Source organism: Streptomyces sp. MK7 (genome assembly GCF_032658145.1).
In the GTDB taxonomy this organism is placed as follows: domain Bacteria; phylum Actinomycetota; class Actinomycetes; order Streptomycetales; family Streptomycetaceae; genus Streptomyces; species Streptomyces spiralis.
The window spans coordinates 300,324-322,760 of the sequence record NZ_JAVACL010000004.1 but is presented as its reverse complement, the minus strand read 5'-3'; the positions used below and the strand labels follow the sequence as shown (position 1 = coordinate 322,760).

Genomic DNA, 22,437 nt, shown 5'->3' with positions numbered 1-22,437 from the left:
CTGGCGGCGAACCGGCTTCCCCCCCTGCTCCGCAGGAGCTTCGTTTCTCCCCCGCAAGCGGGAGGTACCCCCACCCGGCCTCAAGGCCGGGGTATCCACGAAGGAGAGACCCGATGAGACGCGTGAAGACCGCCCACTGGGCGCCCGGGAGCCAGATCCTGTGGCGGTACCGGGCGAACGGCGGCCCGGGCTTCCACATCGCGCGTCCCGTCACCGTCGTACGCGACGACGCGGAGGTGCTGGCCGTGTGGATGGCTCCGGGCACCGAGTGCGTCAAGCCCGTGCTCGCCGACGGCACGCCCGTGCATCTGGAACCGCTCGCGTCCCGCTACACCAAGCCTCGGACCGTGCAGCGCGACCGCTGGTTCGGCACGGGCGTGCTGAAGCTGGCCCGGCCCGGTGAGCCGTGGTCGGTGTGGCTGTTCTGGGAGCCGGGCTGGCGGTTCAAGAACTGGTACGTCAACCTGGAGGAACCGCTGATCCGGTGGGAGGGCGGGGTGGACTCCGAGGATCACTTTCTGGACATCTCCGTGTACCCGGACCGCACTTGGCACTGGCACGACGAGGACGAGTTCGCGCAGGCCCAGCGGGACGGGCTGGTGGACGCCGGTCTGGCCGAGCGGGTGCGGGCGGCCGGCGGGTCGGCGGTGGAGGTGATCCGCGCCTGGGGGCCGCCGTTCTCGGAGAACTGGCAGCACTGGCGCCCGGACCCGTCCTGGGCGGTACCGTCACTGCCGGAGGACTGGGACCGTACGCCCGCGCACGTGTCCTCATGAGACCCTTGATGCGCCCCCGGGCAGGAAACGTAGGATCGTCCTCCGCAAGGGCGCAGGGAGGCACGGAGCAGTGCAACTCCCGAAGCGGGCGCCGAGTCTGACCCAACGTCACCGAGGGGCGGCAGGACGTGAGCGAGGGGTACGAGCGCACAAGGGCCTGTCGGACAGGCCCTCGGGCCCGTCCGGCGGGACACGCCGCCGACGCGGGCCCTGCCCGTGCGGACCGCATACGGTTCGCCGGTGGCACAGGAACAGCCGCTGACCACGCCGGAAATCCGTTCCTGGGGCACGTATTCCGGGTATCGGGTCTTCGGCGGGACGAACTGCGCGCCCGGCGCGCAGCCCCGGACGGATGGATTCGACACGCGTGACGGAGCAGCCGACCTCCTTCGAACGCCCCCAGGCGGGCGCCGACCCCGCGGACGCCCGCGGGGCACTCCTGCGTACCCCCGAACCGTCTCCGGCGTTACCGCCACAGCCGCGCCCCGCCGGCGCCCCGCCCTGCCCGGCCGCGGCGCAGGGCGCGCAGGGCGAGCCACCGCGCGGGGCCGGGACGAACGCGCCGCGCGGCACCGAGGCGGCGCCTGAGGCGGGGTACGAGCACGCGCAGCCCGTGTCCGCCGAACCCGACGTGCCCCGGCCGCGCCCCGTGCCGGAGGGCATCCCGGCACAGCCGGACGGCGCGGGCGCCAGGAACGCGGGGACCACCGGGAGCCCGGGCACCACGGGCACCTCCGGCGCCTCCGGCCGCACCGATGAGCCCGGGACGCCGGGCGTGTCCGGCCGGCGGGAGCGGCGCGGCCCCGGCGGGCGGGAGCGCCGCACCGGACAGGGCCTGCCGCCCGGCCGTCCGCTGCCGATGCGGCGGGACGGGGACCGGCTGCGGTTCGTGGGCGCGGCCACCCGGCGGATCGCCCGCGGCATGGACCTGGACGAGATCGTCATGGGCCTGTGCCGGGCGACCGTGCCGACGTTCTCCGACGCCATCCTCGTCTATCTGCGCGAGCCGCTGCCGGTGGGCGACGAACGGCCGGTGGGCCCGCTCGTGCTGCGGCTGCGCCGTACCGACCGGATACCGGCCGAGCGCGACCCGGAGGTCGGGTTCCTGCCCGCGCCCGCGCCCGAGCAGCCGGCCGAGCTGTCCGTGGTCACCAACGAGCTGTGCGAGGTACGGCCCGGCAGCGCGCTCGGCGAGGTGCTGCGCGGCGTACGGCCGGTGTTCACGGACACGGACCCGGCGGGCGCCGCGCTGAGCGAACTCCTCGGCGAGGGTTCGGAACTGGCGGTGCCCTGCGGGCAGCGCACGATTCTCGCCCCGCTGCGCGGGCGGCGCCGCGTGATCGGCGCCGCGCTGTTCCTGCGCCGCCCGGAGCGCCCGGAGTTCGAGCCCGACGACCTGCTGGTCGCCGCCCAGCTCGCCACGCACAGCGCGCTCGGCATCGACAAGGCCGTGCTGTACGGCCGTGAGGCGTACATCGCGGACGAGTTGCAGCGCACCATGCTGCCCGAGACGCTGCCCCGCCCCACGGGGGTGCGGCTGGCCTCCCGCTATCTGCCCGCCGCCGAGACCGCGCGGGTGGGCGGCGACTGGTACGACGCGATCCCGCTGCCCGGCAGCCGGGTCGCCCTCGTCGTCGGCGATGTGATGGGCCATTCCATGACGTCGGCGGCGATCATGGGTCAGCTGCGCACCACCGCACAGACCCTCGCGGGCCTGGACCTGCCGCCGCAGGAGGTTCTGCACCACCTGGACGAGCAGGCGCAGCGCCTGGGCACCGACCGCATGGCGACCTGCCTGTACGCCGTCTACGACCCGGTCTCGCACCGCATCACCATCGCCAACGCCGGCCACCCGCCGCCCGTCCTGCTGCACCTGGGCGGCCGGGCCGAGGTGCTGCGGGTGCCGCCGGGCGCCCCGATCGGCGTCGGCGGTGTCGACTTCGAGGCGGTGGAGCTGGACGCACCGGCCGGCGGCACGCTGCTCCTGTACACCGACGGCCTGGTGGAGTCGCGGCTGCGGGACGTGTGGACCGGCATAGAGCAGCTGCGCGAGAAGCTCCAGGCGACGGCGGAGCTCACCGGCCCGGACCACCCGCCGCCCCTGGAGGCCCTGTGCGACGAGGTGCTGGACATGCTCGGCCCGGGCGACCGGGACGACGACATCGCGCTGCTCGCCGCCCGCTTCGACGGGATCGCGCCGAGCGACGTGGCGTACTGGTTCCTGGAGCCGGAGGACGCGGCGCCGGGCCGGGCCCGCCGCCTGGCCCGCCGGGCGCTGGACCGCTGGGGCCTTCAGGAGCTCACCGACTCGGTGGAGCTGCTGGTCAGCGAGGTCGTCACCAACGCCGTGCGCTACGCCTCCCGCCCGGTGACGCTGCGTCTGCTGCGCACGGACGTGCTGCGCTGCGAGGTCGGTGACGACGTCCCGCAGCTGCCGCGGCTGCGCCAGGCCCGCGCCACCGACGAGGGCGGACGGGGCCTGTACCTGGTGAACAGGCTGGCCCGCCGCTGGGGCGCGACCCGGCTGAGCACCGGCAAGGTGGTCTGGTTCGAACTGAACCGGACCTGAGGGGCCGGCACACGCCCCGGAGCACGGCGAAGGGCGCCCGGTTCAGCCGGGCGCCCTTCGCCGTGTCCTACTGTGCCGGCTGTCTGCCGTTCAGCTGCTGCTGGTCGTTCGGATTGAGCGGGTTGTCGTTGATGCCATCGCCGGAGGGCGACTGGCTCGGCGACTGGCTCGGCGACTGGCTCGGCGTCCGCGACGGCGACTGCGACGGCGACTGGCTCGGTGACTGGCTCGGCGTCCGCGAGGGCGACTGGGAGGCCGGCGGCGAGCTGGACGCCGACTGCGACGGCGACTGGCTCGGCGACTGGCTCGGCGACTCGCTCACCGACGGCGACGTCGACGGCTTCACGGCCGCGCCCTGCGTGGTGTCCAGGTCGAACTTGCTGACGCCGTCCATCACCCCGAAGGTGTACGCCGCCCAGATCTGTGCCGGGTAGCCGCCGCCGTTGATGCGGCCGCTGCCCGGGATCAGTCCCGTGGCGCCCTTGAGCGACACATGGTTGTGGGTCTTGTCGTCCTCGCCGAACAGACCGACGGAGGTGACGAGGCGGGGCGTGTATCCGGTGAACCAGGCCGACTTGTTCTCGTCGGAGGTACCGGTCTTGCCCGCCACCTGCTGGCCGTCGCGCAGCGGATTGTTCCGCACCGACGTCCGCGCCGTGCCGTCGTCGACCACGCCGGTGAGCACCGAGCTGACGGTGTCGGCGGCCTCGCGGCTGATCACCTGATCGCCGATCGGGTCGTCCATCTTCACCGTGCGCGTCTTGTTCTCGGCGCGCTCGACGACGGTCGGGGTGACCTTCTTGCCGTGGTTGTCCAAGGTGGCGTAGATGCCGGCCATCTCCAGGGGGCTCGCGCCCATGGAACCGAGCGTCTGCGCGGGCACCGGCTGCATGCCCTTGGTGTCCATGCCGAGCTTGCCGGCGACCTCCATCACCTTCTCCATGCCGACGTCCACGCCCATCTGCGCGAAGACGGAGTTGACGGACTGGTTCATCGCCGTCTGGACGGTGATGTCGCCGTAGTCGTGGTCGTCCTCGTTCGGCGGGCCGAAGCCGACCTTGGTGCCGTGGTCCACGGCCTGACGGCCGCTGGTGCCGTCGTAGACGGTGTTGGCGTCGATCGGCAGGCCGTCCTGCGTCTTGGCGCTCTCGTCCAGGGCGGCGGCGAGGATCACCGGCTTGAAGGTGGAGGCGGGCTGGTAGTCCCGGCGGGTGGCGTTGCTGTAGAAGTGCTTGAAGTAGTCCTGGCCGCCGTAGAGGGCGAGGACCTTGCCCGTCTTCGGGTCGACGGAGACCGCGCCGGCCTGGACGTCGGCGTCGACCTTGCGCTTCTTCGGGTCCAGCTTGCTGGTCAGCTGGTCCTTGACCGCGCTCTCCAGGGCGGCCTGCTTCTTCTTGTCGATGTTCAGGGTGATGGTCCAGCCCCGGTCCACGACCTCGGCCTCCGCCTGGGACTGGGAGATGCCCTCGTCCTTCATCAGCTGCTGTTCGAGCTGCTTGTTGGCGAGGTCGATCAGGTAACCCTTCTGGCCCTCCAGGCCGGGGGCGCCCTTGGGGTCCTTGGGGATCGGGAACTTCATCGTCTGCCGCTTGCCGGCGTCGAGCCAGTGCTGCTCGACCATGTTGTCCAGGACGTAGTTCCAGCGCGCCTGCACCAGCTTCCTGCCGGTCGGGCTCGCCACCGCCCAGTCGTACTGGCTCGGCGCCTGGAGCAGGGCGGCCAGGTAGGCGCCCTGCTCGACGGTGAGCTTGGAGGCGTCGACGCGGTAGTAGGCCTGCGCGGCGGCCTGGATGCCGTAGGCGCCGCGGCCGTAGTAGCTGGTGTTGATGTAGCCGGCCAGGATGTCGTCCTTGGACAGCTTCTGGTCCACCTTCAGCGAGATGACCAGTTCCTTCAGCTTGCGCGTGACGGTCTGGTCCTGGGTGAGGTAGTAGTTCTTGACGTACTGCTGGGTGATCGTCGAACCGCCCTGGGCGCCCTTGCCGGAGAGCGTGTTGAGCAGACCGCGCGCGGTGCCCCTCAGGTCGACGCCGGAGTCGTGGTAGAAGGTCTTGTTCTCCGCCGCGACGAAGCAGTGCTGGACTTCCTTGGGCACCCTGTCCAGGGACACGCTCTCGCGGTTGACCGTGCCCTTGCGGGCCAGGACCGAGCCGTCGCTGTACTTGTAGACGTTGCTCTCCTGCTGCGCGACGGCGTTGCCCTTGGGTATGTCCACCATCATGTAGAGCACGATGAAGGTGCCGATGCCGAGCAGGCAGAGCCCGAAGAGCGTGCCGAGGACCTTCTTCCAGGTGAACAGCGCGCGTATGCCGCTCTTGCGGGCCTTGCCCGGCCGGGCCGCCCGCCGGGCCGCGGCGCGGCCACCGGGAGCCGGACCCGTCGCACCGCCCCCGACACCGACCGCCGGCGTCCCGGACGAGCGCCGGGGCGCCGCGCGGCGGCCACCGCGCTGACGCGCTCGTCTCTCTTCCGCTCGTCCCATGCGTCCGTCCGCTCCGCTTCCGTCTCGGCTGTCACTCACGTACGTGGCCCAGGTCAGCTCAGAAAGCTAACACCGCCCTCTGTGACAAAGGGCCCTCGATCCCGGCTTTTACGGACGTGACAATCAGCACCCGTTCCAACGGAACCGACGTCCGGGGAGGGTTCAGGGTTGCCGCGTCCGGGAAAAGTGATATCACTTAGCTAAGCCGTTGCTATGGATCGCGACGGACGACGCCGTACGAGAACGGGGGAACCCACCATGTCCAGCCCCACCCGCGACACCTCACCCGCCACCGTCGTGCCCGACGCCCCGGAGATGCCGGCGCCGCAGGTCCGGGAGTTCCCGGCGCGCAGCATCCCGGGCGGTCTGGCGCTGCTGCTCGGCCTGCTCGGGCTGCTGGTCGCCGCGGCACTGGTCGCCTCCGGCGCGACCGTCACGAGCGCGGGCGCCAAGGCCGCGCTGATAGTCGTCGGCATCCTCACCGGCATCGCCGCCCTGCTCGCCATGAGCGGGCTGAACATGGTCGCGCCCGGCGAGGCGCGGGTCGTGCAGCTCTTCGGGCGCTACCGGGGCACCATCCGCGAGGACGGTCTGCGCTGGGTGAACCCGTTCACCTCCCGGGAGAAGATCTCCACCCGGGTCCGCAACCACGAGACCGCCGTGCTGAAGGTCAACGACGCCTACGGCAACCCGATCGAGCTGGCCGCCGTCGTGGTGTGGAAGGTGCAGGACACCGCGCAGGCCTCCTTCGAGGTGGACAACTACCTGGAGTTCGTCTCCACCCAGACCGAGGCGGCCGTGCGGCACATCGCCATCGAGTACCCCTACGACGCCCACGACGAGGACGGTCTGTCGCTGCGCGGCAACGCGGAGGAGATCACCGAGAAGCTCGCCGCCGAGCTGCACGCGCGCGTGGAGGCGGCCGGAGTGCGGATCATCGAGTCCCGTTTCACCCACCTCGCGTACGCTCCCGAGATCGCCTCCGCGATGCTCCAGCGCCAGCAGGCGGGCGCGGTCGTCGCGGCCCGGCGGCAGATCGTGGACGGAGCGGTCGGCATGGTCGAGGCGGCGCTGAACCGGATCGCCGAACAGGACATCGTGGAGCTCGACGAGGAACGGAAGGCGGCGATGGTGTCGAACCTGATGGTGGTGCTGTGCGGGGACCGCGCCCCGCAGCCGGTCCTCAACACGGGAACGCTCTACCAGTGACGACGCCGGAGACGGATCCGCCCGAGGGAGCGACCCCCCGGCGCCGCCGGCCGCAGCAGCGCAAGCAGGTGCTGCTGCGGCTGGACCCGTCGGTGTACGACGCGCTCGCGCGCTGGGCGTCGGACGAACTTCGTTCGGCCAACGCCCAGATCGAGTTCCTGCTGCGCCGCGCCCTGGCGGAGGCGGGCCGTCTCCCGGGCGATGCAGGCCCTGTGCCCCGCCGGGGCCGCCCGCCGCGCGACCCCTCCGGGGCGCCGTAGCAGAACCGTGACGATCGCCTCCCACCTGCGGTCGGGCACCCCGCGTCCGCCCTTCGGGGTCCGTGTAGACACCAGGTGTATACATCATGCGTATACACCCCGTGTACTGTGCTCGCCATGTCCATCGGTCACACCCTCCTGGGACTCCTGGAGTCCGGGCCCCGCCACGGCTACGACCTCAAGCGGGCCTTCGACGAGAAGTTCGGTCACGACCGGCCGCTGCACTACGGCCAGGTCTACTCGACGATGTCGCGGCTGCTGAAGAACGGGCTCGTCGTCGTCGACGGCATCGAGGCCGGCGACGGTCCCGAGCGCAAGCGCTACGCCATCACCGAGGCCGGCGTCACCGACGTCGAGCGGTGGCTGGCCACCCCGGAGAAGCCCGAGCCGTACCTCCAGTCGACCCTCTACACCAAGCTGGTCCTGGCCCTGCTCACCCGCCGCGACGCGGCCGACATCCTCGACACGCAGCGCGCCGAGCACCTGCGCAACATGCGGATCCTGACCGACCGCAAGCGCAAGGGCGACCTGGCGGACCAGCTCATCTGCGACCACGCCCTGTTCCACCTGGAGGCGGACCTGCGGTGGCTGGAGCTGACCGCCGCCCGTCTCGACCGGCTCCGTGAGGCGGTGACCCGGTGACCGCTCCCCCCGGCTCCCTGCTGGCCGCCGACGACCTGCGCAAGACCTACGGTCCGACCACCGCGCTGGACGGCGCGGAGTTCTCCATCCACCCCGGCGAGGTCGTCGCCGTGATGGGCCCCTCCGGCTCCGGCAAGTCCACGCTGCTGCACTGCCTGGCCGGGATCGTCACCCCCGACTCGGGGTCGATCACCTACGACGGCCGTGAGCTGACCGCCATGTCCGACGCCGAGCGCAGCGCGCTCAGGCGCTCGGAGTTCGGGTTCGTCTTCCAGTTCGGCCAACTGGTGCCCGAGCTCAGCTGTGTGGAGAACGTGGCCCTGCCGCTGCGGCTGAACGGCACGGCCCGCAAGGAGGCCGAGCGCACCGCGCTGGCGTGGATGGAGCGCCTGGAGGTCGACGACCTCGCCAGGAAGCGGCCCGGCGAGGTGTCCGGCGGTCAGGGCCAGCGCGTCGCCGTCGCCCGCGCCCTGGTCACGAACCCGCGCGTGCTGTTCGCCGACGAGCCGACCGGCGCCCTGGACTCCCTCAACGGCGAACGCGTGATGGAACTCCTCACGGACGCCGCCCGGTCCGCCAACGCGGCCGTCGTGCTCGTCACCCACGAGGCGCGGGTGGCCGCCTACTCCGACCGCGAGATCGTCGTACGGGACGGGAAGTCCCGGGACATGGAGCGCCTCGTATGAGTGCCCGCCCGTCACCCACCATTACCCCGACCGAGGCGCTTCGCGCCGCCCCTTCCGTTCCGCAGTGGGCCCGCGATCTGCGCATGGGGGCCAAGTTCGCCTTCACCGGCGGGCGCGAGGGATGGGTCCGGCTGCTGCTGACGGCCGTGGGCGTGGGGCTCGGCGTGGCGCTGCTGCTGCTGACGACCGCGATACCGAACGCGCTGGCGGTCCGGCACCAGCGCGACCAGGACCGCCAGGACTACACCTACGGCCCGCACCGGCCGAAGGCGGCGAACACCCTGGTGATCGGCGACGCCGACACGTCGTACCACGGCAAGGACGTGCGCGGCCGGCTGGTGGAGCCGGAGGGCCCGCGCGCACCGATCGCACCGGGCCTGACCAGGTATCCGGCGCCGGGCGACATGGTCGTCTCCCCCGCGCTGAAGGAGCTGCTGGACTCCGGTGACGGCAAGCTGCTGCGCGAGCGGCTGCCGTACCGGATCGTGGGGACGATCGGCGAGAGCGGGCTCATCGGCTCGCAGGAACTCGCCTACTACGCCGGGGTGAAGAACCTGGCCCCGCGCATCAACGGGTGGCAGACGGCCCGGATCACCCAGTTCGGGCCGCAGCAGCCGGCGAGGCCGGAATCGCCGGACCCGGTCCTGCTGCTGCTGGTGGTGGTCGTCTTCGTGGTGCTGCTGATGCCGGTCGCCGTGTTCATCGCCGCGGCCGTGCGGTTCGGCGGCGAGCGGCGCGACCGCAGGCTGGCCGCGCTGCGGCTGGTGGGCTCCGACAGCCGGATGACCCGGCGGATCGCTGCGGGCGAGGCGCTCGCCGGATCGCTGGTCGGGCTGGTCTTCGGCACCGTCTTCTTCCTGCTGGGCCGTCAGCTCGCGGGCTCGGTCGAGATCATGGGCATCAGCGTGTTCCCGAGCTACCTCAACCCCGCGCCCGCGCTGGCCGCCCTGGTCGCGGTGGCCGTTCCGGCGGCGGCGGTGCTGGTCACGCTGTTCGCGCTGCGCGGGGTGGTCATCGAGCCGCTGGGCGTGGTCCGCACGGCCAGGCCCAGGCGCCGCCGACTGTGGTGGCGGCTGCTGCTGCCGCTGGGCGGTCTGGCGATGCTCGCCCCGATGATCGGCCAGGGCCGCACGAGCGGCTCCTTCAACGAATACCTGGTGATCGGCGGCGTGCTGCTGCTGCTGGTCGGCGTGACGGCGCTGCTGCCGTGGGTCGTCGAGGCGGTGGTGGCCCGGCTGGGCAGCGGCGGCGTGGCCTGGCAACTGGCGGTACGGCGACTGCAGTTGAGCAGCGGTTCGGCGGCCCGCATGGTGAACGGCATCGCCGTCGCGGTGGCCGGGGCGATCGCGATGCAGATGCTGCTCGCGGGCATCCAGGGCGACTACACCAAGAACACCGGGCAGGACACCGAACGCGTGCAGATGCAGGTCAATCTGTCGCGGGGCGTGCCCCTGATCCCGGCCGCCGAGAAGTTCACCACCACCGGGGGGGTGCGGAAGGTCACCGCGCTGGGCACCGCCGAACTGGCGGACCGCGCCTGGCAGAGCGGCAAGGAGCCGAACGCCGCGACGCAGCTGACCGTCGGCACCTGCGCCTCCCTGCGCGAGGTGGCCCGGCTGCCTTCCTGCCGCGACGGGGACGTCTTCGTGTCGACGGGCGGGGACACCGACGGTGACGCGGTGAAGCTCGCCCGGCCGGGTCGCGTCCTCCACCTGGACACGGCCAACGGCCCCGACGCGGGCCGGGACACCGTGTGGACCGTGCCCGCCCGGCTGAAGCAGGCCCGCACGATCACCGGCCCGAACGGGGGCACGAGCGGCGGCCTGCTGCTGACCCCGGCCGCCGCCGACGCCCGGGTGAACCGCACGCTCAGCGGGTCGGTGTACCTGTCGGTCGACGACTCGGTGCCGGACGCGCACGAGTACATCCGCAACACGGCGGCGGCGGTGGATCCGCTCGCGGACGCGGTGCTGTGGGCGTCCACCGAGCGGTCGACGCAGTTCACCTCCATCCGCACCGGCCTGTTCGTCGGGGCCGTGTGTGTACTGGCGCTGATCGGCGCGAGCCTGCTGGTGTCCCAGCTGGAGCAGCTGCGCGAGCGCAGGAGGCTGCTGTCGGCGCTGGTCGCCTTCGGCACCCGGCGGCGCACGCTGAGCCTGTCGGTGCTGTGGCAGACGGCGATCCCGATCGCCCTGGGCCTGCTGCTCTCCTCGGCCGTGGGGCTGACGCTGGGCGTGGTGCTGCTGAAGATGGTGGGAGCCACGGTGAGCGTGGACTGGCCGAGCGTGCTGTCGATGACCGGTGCAGGCGCGGGAGTGGTCCTCGCCGTCACCCTGCTCAGCCTGCCGCCGCTGCTGCGCCTGATGCGCCCGGAGGGGCTGCGCACGGAGTAGCGGAGAGGTGAGCGGAAGGGCCCTTCCCGTCAGGCGGACTGCCGGGAGGGGCTCTTCAGGCGTCCGGGACCAGCACGCGTACCGGCAGGGCCCGCATCTCCTCGCGCAGGGCGGCGGCCAGTTCCTGGTACTCGGCCCCGCGGGCCGCGCCGGCACGCATGGCGAGGGCGATCCGGCGGGAGGGGGCGGGGTCGGCGAAGGAGCCGGTCAGCAGCTGGTTGCTGCGGGAGGTCTCGACCTTGAGGGCGGTGCGCGGCAGCAGCGTGCAGCCGAGCCCGCCGGCGACAAGCTGGACGAGTGTCGACAGGCCCGCCGCGGTCGTCGTCACCGGAGCGTCCTCGCGTCCCGCCTCCCGGCAGATGTCGAGGGCCTGGTCGCGCAGGCAGTGCCCCTCGTCCAGGAGCAGCAGGTTCAGCTCCTTCAGGGCCTCGCGCGGTAGGCCCTCGCGGCCGCCGAGCCGGTGGTCGAGCGGGGTGACGAGCACGAAGTCCTCGTCGAACAGCGGCAGTTCGGTGACCCCGGGCACGCCCAGCGGCACGGCGAGCAGCAGCAGGTCGAGCCGGCCGCCGGCCAGCCCCTCCAGCAGGTTCGCGGTCTGCTCCTCGTGGACCTGGAGGTCCAGGTCGGGGTAGCGGTCGTGGACCAGGCGCAGGACCGTGGGCAGCAGATACGGCGCGACGGTCGGGATGACGCCGAGCCGCAGGACGCCGGTGAAGGGCGCCCGGAGGGCCTCGGCCTCCTCCAGCAGGGCACCGGCCTCCTCGAGCACCGCCCTGCTGCGCACGGCGAGGCGCTCACCGGCGGGCGAGAGCAGCACCTTGCGCGTCGTACGCTCCACCAGGGTGACCCCGAGGGTCTCCTCCAGCGCGGAGACGGCGCCGGAGAGCGCCGGCTGGCTCATGCCGATCGCGGCGGCGGCGTCCCGGAAGTGCAGATGCTCGGCCACGGCGGCGAAGGCACGCAGCTGGGAGAGGCTGGGCAGCTGCCTCCGGCGGCCGCCCACATTACCGACAGTCACTGATAGCCACCTCCGATCAACACGACCAAGTGTAGCTATTTCCGCAATCAATCGACGGTGTGCCACCATCGGCAAGGTCCAACCCCATGGGAAGCCCCGCCAAAAGTGGTGTTTCCTCGCTGCAAGGAGAGCGTGTGCTCACTGTCGGTGACAAGTTCCCCGAGTTCGAACTGACTGCCTGTGTCTCGCTGGAGAAGGGCAAGGAGTTCGAGAAGATCACCCACAAGACCTACCAGGGTTGGAAAGTGATCTTCGCCTGGCCCAAGGACTTCACCTTCGTCTGCCCGACCGAGATCGCCGCCTTCGGCAAGCTGAACGAGGAGTTCGCCGACCGCGACGCCCAGATCCTCGGCTTCTCCGGTGACTCGGAGTTCGTCCACCACGCCTGGCGCAAGGACCACGACGACCTGCGTGACCTGCCTTTCCCGATGATGGCCGACTCCAAGCACGAGCTCATGCGCGACCTCGGCATCGAGGACGAGGACGGCTTCGCCAAGCGCGCCGTCTTCATCGTCGACCAGAACAACGAGATCCAGTTCTCCATGGTGACGGCAGGCTCGGTCGGCCGTAACCCCAAGGAGGTCCTGCGGGTCCTGGACGCCCTGCAGACCGACGAGCTGTGCCCGTGCAACTGGACCAAGGGCGACGAGACCCTCGACCCGGTCGCGCTGCTGGCCGGTGAGTGAGGCATGTCCCTCGACTCCCTGAAGTCCGCCCTGCCGGACTACGCCAAGGACCTCAAGCTCAACCTGGGCTCGGTCATCGGCAACAGCGACCTGCCCGCGCAGCAGCTGTGGGGCACGGTGCTGGCCACGGCGATCGCCGCGCGCTCGCCGATCGTCCTGCGCGAGCTGGAGCCGGAGGCGAAGGAGAACCTGTCGCCCGAGGCCTACACCGCGGCCAAGTCCGCCGCCGCGATCATGGCGATGAACAACGTCTTCTACCGCACCCGGCACCTGCTGTCGGACCACGAGTACGGCACCCTGCGCGCCGGTCTGCGGATGAACGTCATCGGCAACCCGGGCGTCGACAAGGTCGACTTCGAGCTGTGGTCCTTCGCGGTCTCCGCCATCAACGGCTGCGGCATGTGCCTGGACTCCCACGAGCAGGTGCTGCGCAAGGCGGGCGTCGACCGTGAGGTCGTCCAGGAGGCCTTCAAGATCGCCGCGGTGGTCCAGGCCGTCGCGACGACCCTGGACGCGGAGGCGGCGCTGGCCGAGTAGTACGGCCGGCGCGTCGCCCCCGAGCGCTGTCGCTCCCCGGAGCCCCGCTCACCCCTGTGGTGAGCGGGGCTCCGGCCGTTGCTCCGTCCGTGTGTCCGCCTGCCGCGCCACGACGTCGGACGAGGGAGTCGCGCCGTGCGGCCGGGGCGAGTGGCGCAGAGCCTGTTCGTGGGAGTACGCGCGCAGATACCCGACCACCGTGTTGGTGACCGCGACCAGCGGCACCGCCACGACCGCACCGCCGATCCCCGCGATCATGCCGCCCGCGGCGACCGACAGGACCACCGCCAGCGGATGGACCCGGACCGCCCGGCCCAGGATGAACGGCTGCAGCACATGCCCCTCGATCTGCTGCACCGCCAGCACCACCACCAGCACCATCACGGCCGTGAACACGCCCTGGGTGACCAGCGCGACCACCACCGCCAGCGCACCCGAGGCCACCGCGCCCACCAGCGGGATGAAGGAGAACAGGAAGATGAACACGGCCAGCGGCACGGCCATCGGCACGTCCAGGAAGTAGATCCCCAGGCCGATGAAGATGGCGTCGATCAGCGCCACGATCACCGTGCCCCGCACATACGCCGTCAGCGTGCGCCAGGCGCGCGGACCGGCACCGGCCACGCCCGGCCGGGCCGCCGCCGGCACCAGCTTGAGCGTCCACTCCCAGATCCGCCGGCCGTCGTAGAGCAGGAACAGTGTGGAGAAGATGGTCAGGAGGATCCCGGTCAGCGCCTCCACGACCACCGTCACGCCCTCCAGGCCGGCCGAGGTGATCTGGTCGGTGTTGGCTCCGATGGCCTCGCGCAAGTTCTTGGCGATCTGGTTGATCTGCTTGTCGGTGACGTGGAACGGGCTGTTCAGCAGCCACTTGCGCAGCTCGTCGATGCCGTCCTGGACCTGGTTGGAGAGGTTGTCGATGTTCTCCATGACCTGCCAGGTCACGAACCACCCGATCAGGCCCATGATGACGAAGCCGAGGATCGCGGTGAGCGCGGTGGCGGGCCCGCGCGGCAGCCCGTAGCGCCGCAGCCGTGCCACCGTCGGCTGCATCAGCGCGGTGATGAGCAGCGCGGCCACAAAGGCCAGCACCACCAGCTGGACGGCGCTGATGACCCGCATCAGCACCCACACCGTTCCGGCGAGCACCAGCACCCGCCAGCCGGTCTCCGCGGCCACCCGCACGCCCCAGGGCACGACCTGGGCGGGGTCGGGCCGGGCGGGCACGACGGTCACGTGGTCCAGAACCGGTGTGGCGTCCACGACGGGCTCCGGTTCGGGCCCGGCGTGCTCCTTCTCCACCTCGGCACGGCGCTCGTCCAACCGCTCACCCATCTCGGTCAGCCCCGCGCCGAGCCGTCCGAGCCACCCTGGCACTCGCGACATGATCCGTCCTCTTCCCCCGTCTCTCCCCACCACTCCCCCCTGGAGTCGTCCCGTCAGACGCTACATGGCAACAGCCCCTCCCCCTAGGACGGGGAGGGGCTGTGCGGGGTTGAGAGGCACGGGGCGGAACCCGGGCCGGATCGGAACCTTTCCGGCTCCGCGGTCTCGGTACCGGTGGTTCGTCTCAGTACCAGTGGTTGGCCGACCAGAACGACCAGGCCTCGCACGGGCTGCCGTAGCGGCTGTTCATGTAGTTGAGGCCCCACTTGATCTGGGTGGCCGGGTTGGTCCGCCAGTCGGCGCCGGCGGAGGCGTACTTGCCGGCCGGCAGCGCCTGGAAGAGGCCGTAGGCGCCGGAGGAGGCGTTGACCGCCTGGTAGTTCCAGCTGGACTCGTGGTTCACGATGTTGCTGAAGCACTGGAACTGGCCGCTGGGCACCATCTGACGCGCCATCGCCTGTATCTGCGCGACGCTGTAGGAGCTCCGGACGGGGAAGCTGGAGGAGTCGCGGGCGGCGCTGCGGCTGGCCGCCTCCTTCAGCTCGGCGCGCTCCTTGGCCTCCTTGGCGGCCTTCTCGGCCTCGGCCTTCTTGGCGTACGCGGTCTGGGCGGCCGCCTTGCGCGCGGCCTCCTCGGCGTCCTTCTTGGCGCTCGTGTCCGCGGCGATGGCCTGGGCGTCGGCCTGCTGCGCGAGGGAGGCCGTCTGTACCTGGGCCTGCTGACCCGCGGGTATGTCGGCGAGCAGCGTCGCGTCGGCTGCCGTCGCTTCGGCGTCGTTGTTCTGCGCGGTGCTGCCCGAGGCAACGCCGACGACGCTTCCGACAGCGGTGACCGCGGTGGCCGAGGCCACTGCGAATCCCCGGACCGAGATCCGGCTCACACGGTTTCCTTCCAGCATCGCCCGCTTCGGTGACCCTGGCGGACGCAATCGTGCCCCTGGCACTGGCCTCCCAACTGCGGGGTCACGGGAGGCACGGGCCCGGTGGGCAACTCCCGTCACGGGAGCGCCGCGTGGTGCTCGGGCGGCATACGACGACGCTATGCAGTTCGGGGTGGTGCTCAGGTGGTGCTGTACCGCTGGGGGTACAGATGTGTCGTATGCGGGGCCTGACAGGAGTGAGACTCTGCCGTAACCCGACCCGCAAGGCAATTCTGCGTTGCGTGTGAAAGCTCACATCCCGTTTGGAGCACGCGATTCCGCGAATGTCCCACACACGACGGCGCCGCCCGGCTAGGCTCTCGGGCTTTGCCCGAGGCACCGGACGGCGCCAACTGTCGCACATAGGCCGCATCATGGGACACCAGTGCGAACGAGGATCAACGGATCAGATGTGTCCGTCCTCCAGCATTTCGGTCACCAGAGCGGCGATCTGCGACCGCTCGGACCGGGTCAGCGTCACATGGGCGAAGAGCGGATGTCCCTTCAGCTTCTCCACCACGGCGACCACACCGTCGTAGCGGCCGACCCGCAGATTGTCCCGTTGTGCCACGTCATGGGTGAGAACCACCCGTGAGCCCGCGCCGATCCGGGACAGCACGGTCAGCAGGACGTTCCGCTCCAGAGACTGGGCCTCGTCCACGATGACGAACGCGTCGTGCAGCGACCGGCCGCGGATGTGGGTGAGCGGCAGCACCTCCAGCATCCCGCGCGCGGTGACCTCCTCGATGACCTCCCGTGAGGTGACCGCCGACAGCGTGTCGAAGACCGCCTGCGCCCAGGGGCTCATCTTCTCCGCCTCGGTGCCGGGCAGATAGCCGAGCTCCTGCCCGCCGACCGCGTACAGCGGGCGGAAGACCATCACCTTCTGGTGCTGACGGCGCTCCAGCACCGCCTCCAGGCCCGCGCACAGCGCCAGCGCCGACTTGCCGGTGCCGGCCCGGCCGCCCATCGAGACGATCCCGACGTCCGGGTCGAGCAGCAGGTCGAGCGCGATGCGCTGCTCGGCGCTGCGGCCCTTGATGCCGAACGCCTCCCGGTCTCCGCGCACCAGCCGGACATTGCCCTCGGCCGTCACCCGGCCCAGCGCCTTGCCGCGCTCCGACTGGATCGTCAGGCCCGTGTGCACCGGCAGTTCGGCGGCCTCGGGAACGTAAACGTGTCCCTCCTCGAAGAGGACGTCCACCTGTTCACCCGGCAGGGTGAGTTCGGACATGCCGGTCCAGCCGGAGTTCTCCGTGATGGCGAGCTCGGCCCGGTACTCCTCTGCGAGGAGCCCCACGGAGGACGCCTTGATCCGCAGCGGCAGGTCCTTCGAGACGACCGTGACGTCGTGTCCCTCGGCCTGGAGGTTGCGGGCGACCGCGAGGATGCGGGAGTCGTTGTCCCCCAGGCGGTAGCCGGTGGGCAGCACGCCGGGGTCCGAGTGGTTGAGCTCGACCCGGACCGTTCCGCCGAGGTCCCCGATCGGGATGGGGGCGTCCAGACGGCCGTGCCGGACCCGGTAGTCGTCCAGCAGGCGCAGGGCCTGCCGGGCGAAGTAACCGAGTTCGGGATGGTGCCGCTTGGCCTCCAGTTCCGTGACCACGACGACGGGGAGCACGACCTCGTGCTCGTCGAAGCGGGTCAGGGCGTTCGGGTCCGCCAGCAGGACGCTGGTGTCGAGAACGTAGGTGCGCCGATCTGGCTTGTGGCGCTTTGTGCTGGTCACCACGGAAGGACGTACCCCCTCGGATGAGGTCGGGGAGCGACGAAGCTGATGCCGGGCCGGGAGGACGGGGGCATAGGGGCCGGTCGCCGGCCCCCGCACACGCGGGCCGAGAACCGGCCCTGAAGCGTCCTTGTCCGTGCTGTGACCGCACGGTGCGGCTGGTGCAAAGGGCCTCCCGGGCGGACGGCTCCGAGCCGCCCGCTGAGATCCGACACCCGTGGTTCGGGTGTCGACCTGTCTGGCTTATGCCCTCGAACATGCGCCGCCATGCAAATGCATGGGGTGACGCACGGATGAACTCCCCATGACCTGCGGCGGTACGTCTCCGCCGACCGGGTGACTCCCCTCAGCCGCCGTAACGGCGGTGGCGGGCCGCGTAGTCGCGCAGCGCGCGCAGGAAGTCGACCTTGCGGAAGGCCGGCCAGAAGACCTCGCAGAAGTAGTACTCGGAGTGCGCGGTCTGCCAGAGCATGAACCCGGACAGCCGCTGCTCGCCGCTGGTGCGGATGACCAGGTCCGGGTCGGGCTGGGCCTTGGTGTACAGGTGGCGGCCGATCATGTCGACGTCGACGGCCTCGGCGAGGTCCTCCATGGAGACGCCCCGCTCGTGGGCGTCGTGGAGCATGGAGCGCACCGCGTCGGCGATCTCCTGGCGGCCGCCGTAACCGATGGCGACGTTGACGAGTATGCCGCTGACGTCGGCGGTGGCCTCCTCGGCCTCCTTCAGGGTGGCCTGCATGCCCGGCGGGAGCAGGTCCATGGTGCCGACGTGGTGCACGCGCCAGCGGCCGTCTGCGGCCAGCGAGCGGACGACGTCCTCGATGATGCCGAGGAGCGGGACGAGCTCCTCCTGGGGGCGGTCGAAGTTGTCCGTGGACAGCAGCCAGAGGGTGACGACCCCGACGTCGGTCTCGCTGCACCAGCCGAGGAACTCCTCGATCTTGTCGGCGCCCGCCCGGTGACCGTGCACGGTGGTGGAACCCGCGGCCTTCGCCCAGCGCCGGTTGCCGTCCATGATGACGCCGATGTGCTTGGGCACCTGAGCGTGGTCCAGGTGGCCTTCCACCCGGCGCGCGTACAGCCTGACCAGCAGGCCGCGCAGCTTGTCGCGCAGGTTCACGTGTTCGTCAGCCCCTCCGTATGGATCGGACAGGCGCGGCCGGGGCGTTCCCTGTCCGTGCGGCGGCCTGGTCCGTATGGCGGTCCCCGGGGGCGAAGCCTACCCCCGGTACACCCAGGGTCCCCCAAAGGGTTGTCATGCGCGCCCTGAAGCGGTGTCCGGTTCCCACTTGTGGCAGAGCCGTGCCGAAACCCGTACCCGACCGTGCCCGACGGGCCCCTTCCGGGTCCGTCCCGCAGCCGCTTCGTGCCTGCTCCGGGCCCTGGATCCATCCGGGGTGTATCAAACGGGGGCCCCGTCGCTCGTACAAGAAAACGGGCCGGTCCGTGGGGGGGAGACGGACCGGCCCGAGGGGGGGTTTCCACCATAACCCTTCGTAAGTGATGCTGCGTGCATCAGCGCGCCACAACTACTCTCCGGAATCGCCCGGCGACGCGTCGAGAGCGTTGGAAGCGGCCATTCCGCGTCCGATCATGGCCGGATCACGGCGGATTCACAGGAAAAACAGGTGGGATGCGGCGAGATCCGGAGGGTTTGCGCCATCTGGGGAGCGCTCGGCGAGTTGTCCCCGCATCCCTCCGACGGGCGATCCGGTCGCGAACGCCCGCTTGACGCCGACGGCCGCCCGGCCTCGGCGCTCCGGGGCACGCGGAGCCGCCGCCATCAGCGGGCACGGCGTCGCGCAGCCCCCTCCACTGCGCGATGCCACCCGCGCAGCTTTGCTCACGCGAATTACGTTGGTCTGAACTTAATGGAGCCATGGCGGTGAGGGGAGGGGCCTGCGGTAACGATGTGGAAACTGTGACGCTCCGGGGCGGACCGTCCGGCGCGTCAAGGGCCTCACCCGGGCTTACGTGCCTCGACGAGATGGCGGGTGCTGTGCGCCAGGAACGGGCCCTCCTGCCGGATCCGCTCGTGCAGCTCCCGCAGCCGCTGCCCGTACGCCTCGACGGTGAAGCCGGGGACCATCCAGATCACCTTGCGCAGGAAGTGCACGACGGCTCCGATGTCGTGGAACTCCACGCGCAGCCGCTCGGCGCGCAGATCGACGACCTCCAGACCGGCGGCCTCCGCGTCCGCCCGTTCCCGGTCGGGATGCCGGGCGCCGCGCGACCGCTCCGGCCGCGGCCCCAGGAAGTACTCGACGAGCTCGAAGACACTGGCGGGTCCCACATGCTGGGCGAAGTACGTACCGCCGGGTCCGAGGACGCGGGCGATCTCCGCCCAGTGCGGGCGGACGGGGTGCCGGCTGACGACGAGGTCGAAGGCGCCGTCCGCGAACGGCAGCGGCGCGTCCTCGGCGCAGGCCACGACCACGGCCCCGTGCGGACGGAGCAGCTCGGTGGCCTTCGTGACATTGGGCGGCCAGCCCTCGGTGGCGGCGAGCAGCGCGGGACGGCGGGTGGCCCGGCCGAGGGCGAAGTCGAGGACCTCTCCGCCGCCGGTCTGCACGTCGAGCACGGCGTGCGCACCGGACAGCCGGCCGGCCATCGAGACGGCGTACGCCCAGGACGGCCGCGCCTCGGTGGCCCGCCCCTCGAACCACGAGAAGTCCCATCCTTCGGTGGGCACGGCGGCCCCCTCGGCGACGAGGTCCTCGAACGAGCGGTGCTGCCGGTCTGCTGCCATACGGTGATCGTCGCAGGCAAGGACGCCCGACGGCTCCTGATTTTCGTCCGGCATCACGACGGGGACGTATCGCGACCGGGCATACGGTCACGGCACCAGCGGCCGTACCTCCTCGGCGGTGAAGCGGATGAACCCCTCGGGGTCCGGTTCGTCGGCCGTGGGCTGGAGGATCACCGTGTCGGCGCCGGCGTCGGCGAGCGCCCGGACGGCCTTGGCGACGGCCGCGGCGTCCCCGGCGGCGCCCAGTTCGGGGACGTCGGTGAGGCCCTCGGCGGCCAGCTCGGCGCGCAGCCGGGTCTCGGCGCCGGGCCCGGTCGCGGTGAGGAGGTAGACGACGACGCGGTGCGTGTCGGTACGGCCGGCCGCGTGGCGCCCCTCGTCGATGAGGCGGCGGGCCCGGCGTACGCCGTCCGGGGGCGTGGCCGCGGTCAGGACCGTGCCGTCGGCCGCCTCGCCGGACAGGCGCAGGGTGCGCGGTCCGGTGGCGCCGGCGAAGACCGGGACGGCGCTCTCCGGTGGCGGCGGCCAGTCCAGGGCCACGTCGTCCAGACGGACGTAGCGGCCGTCCTTGGTCGTGACCCGCTCCCCGCGCAACAGGGCGCGCAGGGCGCCCAGGTGTTCGCGCAGCAGGGTCAGCGGGGACTCGGCCCGCGCGCCGACCTGCTCCATCCAGTCCTGGACGCCGTGCCCGACGCCGAGGATCGCGCGGCCGGGGAAGAGCCGGTGCAGCGTGGCGGCCTCCATGGCGGTGACGGCGACGTTGCGCAGGGGCACGGGCAGCAGGCCCACCCCGACCCGCAGTCGCCGGGTCCAGGCGAGCGAGGCCGCCGCCGTGGAGATCCCGCCCTCCAGGAAGCAGTCCTCCCACAGCCACAGTTCCTCGAGGCCCGCGTCGTCGGCGAGGCGGGCGATCGAGCGCAGCCGCTCGGGGGGCAGTTGGGGCCGGAAGACAGCACCGAGTCCAGTCATGACGACTTCCTCCCCGCCGGCCCCGATTCTCACGCCACCGCGAACGCGCCCAGCAGCAGCCCCGTGAACGCCCCGCCGATCATGAACGGCCCCAGCGGCATCGCGGACGTGCGCCGCGCCCGGCGCAGCACCACCAGACCGAGCCCGTAGCAGGCGCCGTAGAGGATCCCGGCGAAGCCGCCCACGACCAGGACGGACCAGCCGTACCAGCCGAGCACCGCCCCGAGCGCCAGCGCCAGTTTGACATCGCCGAAGCCCATCCCGGAGGGGTTGACGAGGAAGAGGACGAAGTACGTGGCGCCCAGGGCGAGTCCGCCGAGCAGCGCCGTCGGCCACGATCCCGCGGCGGCGGGCAGCAGCGCGGCGACGCCCAGCAGGACGGCGGTCGCGGCGGCGAGCGGCAGCGTCAGGACGTCCGGCAGCCGGTGCACCCGGTGGTCGACGAGCGCGAGCAGCACCCCGACCGGCGCGGCGAGCAGCCAGACCACGACCTCCGGCCGCGGCCCGGTCGCGGCGGCGAGCACCGCACAGACGAAGCCGGTCACCGCGCCGACGACCGGCGTGCTCGGACCGTACGCCCCACAGCCCGCGGCGGCGGTGCACCGCGCCCGCCCCGCCCACCCCCCGAACGGCCCCGTGATCGCATGCCCGCCCGGGCACTCCTCGCGCCACGCCTCCCCGGCGTCGACCGAGAACCGGTGGACGGCGCGGGGCACCAGCAGCCCGGCGCCCGCGCCCCACAGGGCGGCGAGGACGATCAGCAGTACGCGCACGCCCGGACCCTAGCCCCGGCCCTCCGGGCGCGGCATGGGCCCGTGGACCCATGTGGGGCCCACTGCCGTACGGATACGGTCGCCTGGCGGCACGAGACATCAACTGGGGGAGGCGGCCGGGGATGGGGCGACGCTGGCGGGACGGGCGGGGCGAGCTGGTGGTGCACGGCGCCGGACAGGCCGCCCGGGAGGGTGCGGCACCGGTGGTGGTCCCGCTGGAGCTGGCGACCTCCTACCGGGCCCGCACCAAGGGGCTGCTGGGCCGTGACGCGGTCGACGGCGCGGTCCTCCTCTCCCCCGCGGGCAGCGTGCACACCTTCGGCATGCGCATCCCCATCGACGTGGCCTACCTGGACCGCGGCCTGCGCGTCCTCACCGTCCGCACCATGAAGCCGGGCCGCCTGGGTCTGCCCCGCCTCCGCTCCCGCCACGTCCTGGAGGCGGAGGCGGGCGCCATGGCGGGGTGGGGGCTGCGAGCGGGGGCGCAAGTGGAGGTGAGGGCGGATCCGGCGGCCGCGGGGAAAGCGGAGGCGGGGTAGCGGCGGGGCGGCCGCGGCGGTTCGTGGCCGCTGGTCATCGGCCCTGTCATGGGCACGGGCCGGGCGAGCAGGTCCTCGATGCCGGACAGGACCCGGGCCGGTCGTTCCACGGCGG

Annotated in this window: 19 protein-coding genes; 10 read left to right on the top strand and 9 right to left on the bottom strand. The window is 71.8% G+C overall.

Annotated elements, in window-relative coordinates:
* Positions 1-113: 113 nt before the first annotated feature.
* Complete coding sequence (locus R2S09_RS08220) at positions 114-776, top strand: DUF402 domain-containing protein (protein WP_316740279.1); 663 nt, start codon at positions 114-116, stop codon at positions 774-776.
* Positions 777-1,128: 352 nt separating this feature from the next.
* The gene (locus tag R2S09_RS08215; protein WP_306189547.1) at positions 1,129-3,345 is read left to right on the top strand and encodes a SpoIIE family protein phosphatase; all 2,217 of its coding nucleotides are present in this window, start codon (positions 1,129-1,131) and stop codon (positions 3,343-3,345) included.
* 67 nt (positions 3,346-3,412) lie between these two features.
* On the opposite strand, the gene R2S09_RS08210 is transcribed toward R2S09_RS08215, so the two are convergent.
* A complete protein-coding gene (locus R2S09_RS08210) occupies positions 3,413-5,827 on the bottom strand; it encodes a transglycosylase domain-containing protein (RefSeq protein WP_306189548.1) in 2,415 nt (804 codons plus the stop codon).
* Between the two features lie 258 nt (positions 5,828-6,085).
* Here R2S09_RS08210 and R2S09_RS08205 point away from each other — a divergent pair, with 258 nt between their 5' ends.
* The 5 genes from R2S09_RS08205 (at position 6,086) to R2S09_RS08185 (ending at position 11,017) form a co-directional block, all read left to right on the top strand.
* The gene (locus R2S09_RS08205; protein ID WP_316740278.1) at positions 6,086-7,036 is read left to right on the top strand and encodes an SPFH domain-containing protein; all 951 of its coding nucleotides are present in this window, start codon (positions 6,086-6,088) and stop codon (positions 7,034-7,036) included.
* On the top strand, positions 7,033-7,296 hold the full coding sequence (locus R2S09_RS08200) for a hypothetical protein (RefSeq protein WP_306189550.1): 264 nt from the start codon (positions 7,033-7,035) through the stop codon (positions 7,294-7,296). Before R2S09_RS08205 ends, R2S09_RS08200 begins: the two co-directional genes overlap by 4 nt.
* A 117-nt stretch (positions 7,297-7,413) precedes the next feature.
* Complete coding sequence (locus tag R2S09_RS08195; RefSeq protein ID WP_306189551.1) at positions 7,414-7,938, top strand: PadR family transcriptional regulator; 525 nt, start codon at positions 7,414-7,416, stop codon at positions 7,936-7,938.
* Positions 7,935-8,624, top strand: a complete 690-nt coding sequence (locus R2S09_RS08190; RefSeq protein ID WP_306189552.1) for an ABC transporter ATP-binding protein — start codon at positions 7,935-7,937, stop codon at positions 8,622-8,624. The genes R2S09_RS08195 and R2S09_RS08190 overlap by 4 nt, the downstream gene beginning before the upstream one ends.
* An 83-nt stretch (positions 8,625-8,707) precedes the next feature.
* Positions 8,708-11,017: an FtsX-like permease family protein gene (locus R2S09_RS08185; RefSeq protein ID WP_316740342.1), complete on the top strand. Its 2,310-nt coding sequence runs from the start codon at positions 8,708-8,710 to the stop codon at positions 11,015-11,017.
* A 55-nt stretch (positions 11,018-11,072) separates the two neighbouring features.
* On the opposite strand, the gene R2S09_RS08180 is transcribed toward R2S09_RS08185, so the two are convergent.
* A complete protein-coding gene (locus R2S09_RS08180) occupies positions 11,073-12,035 on the bottom strand; it encodes a LysR substrate-binding domain-containing protein (protein ID WP_316740277.1) in 963 nt (320 codons plus the stop codon).
* 134 nt (positions 12,036-12,169) lie between these two features.
* Between R2S09_RS08180 and R2S09_RS08175 the strand changes: the two genes are divergently transcribed.
* Both R2S09_RS08175 and R2S09_RS08170 read left to right on the top strand, forming a co-directional pair.
* Positions 12,170-12,721 carry a peroxiredoxin gene (locus R2S09_RS08175; RefSeq protein ID WP_030184284.1) on the top strand — a complete coding sequence of 184 codons (552 nt, stop codon included), beginning with the start codon at positions 12,170-12,172 and terminating at the stop codon, positions 12,719-12,721.
* A 3-nt stretch (positions 12,722-12,724) separates the two neighbouring features.
* Positions 12,725-13,258 (top strand): alkyl hydroperoxide reductase, encoded by a 534-nt coding sequence (locus R2S09_RS08170; protein ID WP_316740276.1) that lies wholly within the window; start codon positions 12,725-12,727, stop codon positions 13,256-13,258.
* A 48-nt stretch (positions 13,259-13,306) separates the two neighbouring features.
* Here R2S09_RS08170 and R2S09_RS08165 read toward each other — a convergent pair whose 3' ends face one another.
* The 7 genes from R2S09_RS08165 to R2S09_RS08135 form a co-directional block, all read right to left on the bottom strand.
* The gene (locus R2S09_RS08165; protein WP_306189556.1) at positions 13,307-14,644 is read right to left on the bottom strand and encodes an AI-2E family transporter; all 1,338 of its coding nucleotides are present in this window, start codon (positions 14,642-14,644) and stop codon (positions 13,307-13,309) included.
* A gap of 184 nt (positions 14,645-14,828) precedes the next feature.
* Complete coding sequence (locus R2S09_RS08160) at positions 14,829-15,524, bottom strand: transglycosylase SLT domain-containing protein (protein ID WP_306189557.1); 696 nt, start codon at positions 15,522-15,524, stop codon at positions 14,829-14,831.
* A 445-nt stretch (positions 15,525-15,969) separates the two neighbouring features.
* On the bottom strand, positions 15,970-17,295 hold the full coding sequence (locus R2S09_RS08155; protein WP_306189558.1) for a PhoH family protein: 1,326 nt from the start codon (positions 17,293-17,295) through the stop codon (positions 15,970-15,972).
* 343 nt (positions 17,296-17,638) lie between these two features.
* Positions 17,639-18,412: an isoprenyl transferase gene (locus R2S09_RS08150; RefSeq protein WP_306189559.1), complete on the bottom strand. Its 774-nt coding sequence runs from the start codon at positions 18,410-18,412 to the stop codon at positions 17,639-17,641.
* Between the two features lie 840 nt (positions 18,413-19,252).
* The gene (locus R2S09_RS08145) at positions 19,253-20,041 is read right to left on the bottom strand and encodes a methyltransferase domain-containing protein (protein ID WP_306189560.1); all 789 of its coding nucleotides are present in this window, start codon (positions 20,039-20,041) and stop codon (positions 19,253-19,255) included.
* An 87-nt stretch (positions 20,042-20,128) separates the two neighbouring features.
* Positions 20,129-21,010, bottom strand: a complete 882-nt coding sequence (locus tag R2S09_RS08140) for an LLM class flavin-dependent oxidoreductase (protein ID WP_316740275.1) — start codon at positions 21,008-21,010, stop codon at positions 20,129-20,131.
* 29 nt (positions 21,011-21,039) lie between these two features.
* On the bottom strand, positions 21,040-21,783 hold the full coding sequence (locus R2S09_RS08135; protein ID WP_316740274.1) for an A24 family peptidase: 744 nt from the start codon (positions 21,781-21,783) through the stop codon (positions 21,040-21,042).
* A 122-nt stretch (positions 21,784-21,905) separates the two neighbouring features.
* On the opposite strand from R2S09_RS08135, the gene R2S09_RS08130 reads away from it, so the two are divergent.
* A complete protein-coding gene (locus tag R2S09_RS08130) occupies positions 21,906-22,322 on the top strand; it encodes a DUF192 domain-containing protein (RefSeq protein WP_306189563.1) in 417 nt (138 codons plus the stop codon).
* Positions 22,323-22,437: the final 115 nt, after the last annotated feature.

Coding starts and splice junctions, on each gene's coding strand:
- R2S09_RS08220 (WP_316740279.1), top strand. CDS start 114: ATGAGACGCGTGAAGACCGCCCACTGGGCGCCCGGGAGCCAGATCCTG.
- R2S09_RS08215 (WP_306189547.1), top strand. CDS start 1,129: ATGGATTCGACACGCGTGACGGAGCAGCCGACCTCCTTCGAACGCCCC.
- R2S09_RS08210 (WP_306189548.1), bottom strand. CDS start 5,827: ATGGGACGAGCGGAAGAGAGACGAGCGCGTCAGCGCGGTGGCCGCCGC.
- R2S09_RS08205 (WP_316740278.1), top strand. CDS start 6,086: ATGTCCAGCCCCACCCGCGACACCTCACCCGCCACCGTCGTGCCCGAC.
- R2S09_RS08195 (WP_306189551.1), top strand. CDS start 7,414: ATGTCCATCGGTCACACCCTCCTGGGACTCCTGGAGTCCGGGCCCCGC.
- R2S09_RS08185 (WP_316740342.1), top strand. CDS start 8,708: ATGGGGGCCAAGTTCGCCTTCACCGGCGGGCGCGAGGGATGGGTCCGG.
- R2S09_RS08170 (WP_316740276.1), top strand. CDS start 12,725: ATGTCCCTCGACTCCCTGAAGTCCGCCCTGCCGGACTACGCCAAGGAC.
- R2S09_RS08165 (WP_306189556.1), bottom strand. CDS start 14,644: ATGTCGCGAGTGCCAGGGTGGCTCGGACGGCTCGGCGCGGGGCTGACC.
- R2S09_RS08145 (WP_306189560.1), bottom strand. CDS start 20,041: ATGGCAGCAGACCGGCAGCACCGCTCGTTCGAGGACCTCGTCGCCGAG.
- R2S09_RS08140 (WP_316740275.1), bottom strand. CDS start 21,010: ATGACTGGACTCGGTGCTGTCTTCCGGCCCCAACTGCCCCCCGAGCGG.
- R2S09_RS08130 (WP_306189563.1), top strand. CDS start 21,906: ATGGGGCGACGCTGGCGGGACGGGCGGGGCGAGCTGGTGGTGCACGGC.